We start from the raw sequence: 3,516 nt of genomic DNA, 5'->3' as shown, positions 1-3,516 counted from the left end.
GCTGTAGCCGCCAATCGGCAATTGCGGACTGGCCAGACGCAGCAGCGCCCAGGCCGGATTCACAGGCGCACGCCGAACTGGTGAAGTTTTGGCGCGTAGTTGAAGTCTTCGTCACCGTGGCGGGAATGATGATGGCCGCCGCCGTAAGCGCCGTGTTCCGGCTGGAACGGCGCTTCGATAGCCTCGACCCGGGCGCCGAGCTGTTCGAGCATCGCTTTGAGCACGTAATCGTCGAGCAGGCGCAGCCAGCCATCGCCGACTTGCAGGGCGACATGGCGGTTGCCGAGGTGATAGGCCGCGCGCGTCAGTTCGAACGCATTGGCGCACGTGACGTGGAGCAGTTGTTCGGGACGGGCGCAGACGCGCACGACACGGCCGTCTTCGGCCTGCAGACATTCGCCGTCATACAGCGGTGGCTGGCCGCGCTCCAAAAACAACCCGACGTCTTCGCCTTCGGCACTGAAACAGCGCAAACGGCTTTTGCTGCGCGCTTCGAAGGTCAGGTGCAGCTCGGCGGCCCAGACGGGTTGAGGGTCGATTCTGCGATGAATCACCAGCATCGGAAAGCTTCCAGCAATGAACGTTGATTGGGCTAGAGCAAGCGCCGCGCCAATCGGGCGATCTGTAGGAAATAGCTGTCGGCGCGTGCCTGATCTTTCAACAGGCGCGGCGATTCTGGAAGGTTTTGGTGCATGAAGGATTTGTCATGCACCAAAGCGAGGCCATGACGGATGTTCAATGTGGGAGCGAGCCTGCTCGCGAATGCGCCGTGTCAGACAGATGTATTCAGCTGACCCAGCGCTTTCGCGAGCAGGCTCGCTCCCACGGGGGCTTTGCGCTGTGTCAGATAGAGAAGGGATTACTCGGTACTGCCCAGCCCTTGCCAGTGCTTGAGGCCGATGAAGATGAAGCGCAGTTGCTGGGTGATCTTCGCCTGCGGGGTCAGGTGCTCCGGCAAGGCCTCGGCGGGTGGGTCGATGATGTCTGGGAGGGTGGCGAACACCGATTTGACGATCAGGTCGGCCATCACGCTGAGGCCGGCCAGATCCAGATGTTGCAGCTTGGGCATCAGCGCCAGGTCCGCCGCGAGGTCGGCGCTGATGTTCTCCCGCAGGCGTCCGATTGCCTGACGTACCGGCAGCGAGCCGCCGTATTGTTCGCGGGCGAGAAACAGGAATTGCGAGCGGTTGGCGTTGACCACATCAAGGAAGATGCGCACCGAAGCGTCGATGATGCCGCCCATGACGAATTCATTGTGCCGCACCAGGCGGATGGTCTCGCGGAAGGTCTGGCCGACTTCACTGACCAGCACCAGCCCCAACTCGTCCATATCGGCGAAGTGCCGGTAGAAACCGGTGGGCACGATGCCGGCGGTCTTGCTCACTTCGCGCAGGCTCAGGCTGCCGAATCCTCGGCCGCTTTCCATCAGGTGGCGGGCAGCGTCCATCAGGGCGTTGCGGGTCTGTTGTTTCTGTTCGGCGCGGGGCAGCATCGCAGGGTGTGTTCTTCGGCAGGACAAGCGCCGCACTCTAGCAAATCGGCTTTGTCGGCGTCGAACGGGGAGTCATGCAGCGAGGGATTCACAGAAGCTGAAAAGTCAAAAGCCCAATCCGCTGATTGGGCTTTTTCGCTGGGCCGTCATAGGCTCAGCTCACGGCGCTGTTGCGTTCGATCACACGGTCACCACCACCTTCGGCGAGGGCTTGACCTTGTGGAGTCTTGTCGTAGCCGTCTTCCACCAGACCTTTTTCTTCGAGACGATTGCGGCCGTTTTCGGCTACAGCCTGGCCTTGTGGCGTCTTGTCATAGCCATCTTCAACCAGACCTTTTTCTTGGAGGCGGTTGCGACCGTTTTCAGCCAGAGTCTGACCTTGTGGGGTTTTGTCATAGCCGTCTTCAGCCAGAGTCTGGCCTTGTGGGGTTTTGTCGTAGCCGTCTTCAGCGAGAGTCTGGCTGAACACCGAGTGGCTGTCTTTGACTTGCGGAGTGGCCTGATCGGCAGCGGGCAGGGCGAAAGCAGTGCTGGCTAGCATCGACAGGGTAAGGCTGAGCAGTAATTGGCGTTTCATGATAGTGGCTCCTTGGGAGGGCGATAAAGTGGGTACGAGGGCAATGCTACTCTCGATAAGTCGATATAAAAGTTCATAAACGCAATGGTAATAATCAACAGAATTGATTGTTCGGCGCGAAGGCTCTAGATCGCGCCTTTGCGGGCGCCGGTTTTGCACCGTCGTGGGTATTTTCGACTCACTCGTGCCTCGCAAAAGTGCGGGTGGCGGTAACACTGCTCGACCGATCGGTCAGTTTTGCCAAGCTTTTTATGGCTTAAACTGCCTTTCAATTAAACCTGCGGGCCTTTCGCCAGTCACAGACTGCATAGGGGCCGCTTCGGTCTGCCGTTTCAGCTGTGCGTCGGGATGTTCGGCGTGCGGTCGTGATCAGGAGCTTTGTGCATGACGCGCACTGGAAAAATCTTCAGCTGGACCTTCGCCATCCTCGCGCTGCTGCTGGCAGCCTTGATTCTGATCATCGTGTTTTTCGACTGGAACCGGATCAAACCCACGATCAACGCCAAAGTTTCGGAAGAACTGCACCGGGCGTTTGCCATCAATGGCAACCTCGCAGTGATCTGGCAGCGCGAGCCGGAAGAAGGCGGCTGGCGCTCTTGGGTGCCGTGGCCGCACGTGGTCGCCGAGGATCTGAGCCTGGGCAACCCGGACTGGTCGAAGCAGCCGCAGATGGTCACGCTCAAACGCGTCGAACTGCGCATTTCGCCGCTGGCCCTGCTGGCCCAGCGCGTGGTGATTCCGCGCATCGACCTGACCGAGCCGAATGCCGAGCTGCAACGTCTGGCCGATGGCCGCGCCAATTGGACGTTCAAATTCGATCCCAAGGACCCGAACGCCGAGCCGTCGAGCTGGGTGGTCGATATCGGCGCGATCGGCTTCGACAAGGGCCACGTGACCCTTGACGACCAGACCCTGAAGACCAACCTCGATGTGCTGATCGACCCGCTCGGCAAGCCGATTCCCTTCAGCGAGATTGTCGGCGACAAAGCGGCGAAAACCGCTCAGGACAAGGGCGGCGCACCGCAGGACTATGCCTTTGCACTCAAGGTCAAAGGCCAATACCACGCGCAGAACCTCACCGGGCAGGGCAAGATCGGCGGGTTGCTGGCCTTGCAGGACGCGAGCAAGCCGTTCCCGTTGCAGGCCCAGGCGAAGATCGGCGATACCCGTATCGAACTGGCCGGTACCCTGACTGACCCGCTGAATCTCGGCGCCCTCGACCTGCGCTTGAAACTCGCTGGCGACAGTCTCGGCAATCTCTACCCACTGACCGGCGTGACGCTGCCGGACACCCCACCGTATTCCACCGACGGCCACCTGATCGCCAAGCTGCATGACGAGGCCGGGGCGAAATTCACTTATGAGAAATTCAACGGCAAGATCGGCGACAGCGACATCCACGGCGACCTGACCTACGTGGCCAGCCAGCCACGGCCAAAACTCAGCG

Annotated in this window: 4 protein-coding genes; 1 reads left to right on the top strand and 3 read right to left on the bottom strand. The window is 60.4% G+C overall.

Translation table 11 applies throughout. The features are described 5' to 3' along the window. Positions 1-59: 59 nt before the first annotated feature. The 3 genes from ureE to OQK_RS07955 form a co-directional block, all read right to left on the bottom strand. A complete protein-coding gene (ureE, locus tag OQK_RS07965; RefSeq protein ID WP_016771908.1) occupies positions 60-560 on the bottom strand; it encodes an urease accessory protein UreE in 501 nt (166 codons plus the stop codon). Between the two features lie 299 nt (positions 561-859). Next, positions 860-1,492 carry a TetR family transcriptional regulator gene (locus tag OQK_RS07960; RefSeq protein ID WP_016771906.1) on the bottom strand — a complete coding sequence of 211 codons (633 nt, stop codon included), beginning with the start codon at positions 1,490-1,492 and terminating at the stop codon, positions 860-862. A 154-nt stretch (positions 1,493-1,646) separates the two neighbouring features. Continuing rightward, on the bottom strand, positions 1,647-2,069 hold the full coding sequence (locus OQK_RS07955; protein WP_016771905.1) for a hypothetical protein: 423 nt from the start codon (positions 2,067-2,069) through the stop codon (positions 1,647-1,649). A gap of 384 nt (positions 2,070-2,453) precedes the next feature. Between OQK_RS07955 and OQK_RS07950 the strand changes: the two genes are divergently transcribed. Continuing rightward, positions 2,454-3,516: AsmA family protein (locus OQK_RS07950; protein ID WP_038860728.1), on the top strand; the 1,063-nt coding region annotated here is incomplete at its 3' end.

The sequence above is a fragment of the Pseudomonas sp. R62 genome (assembly GCF_000257605.1).
In the GTDB taxonomy this organism is placed as follows: domain Bacteria; phylum Pseudomonadota; class Gammaproteobacteria; order Pseudomonadales; family Pseudomonadaceae; genus Aquipseudomonas; species Aquipseudomonas atacamensis.
Note: the sequence above shows the minus strand (reverse complement) of the source record. Positions and strands in the feature narration are given on the sequence as shown.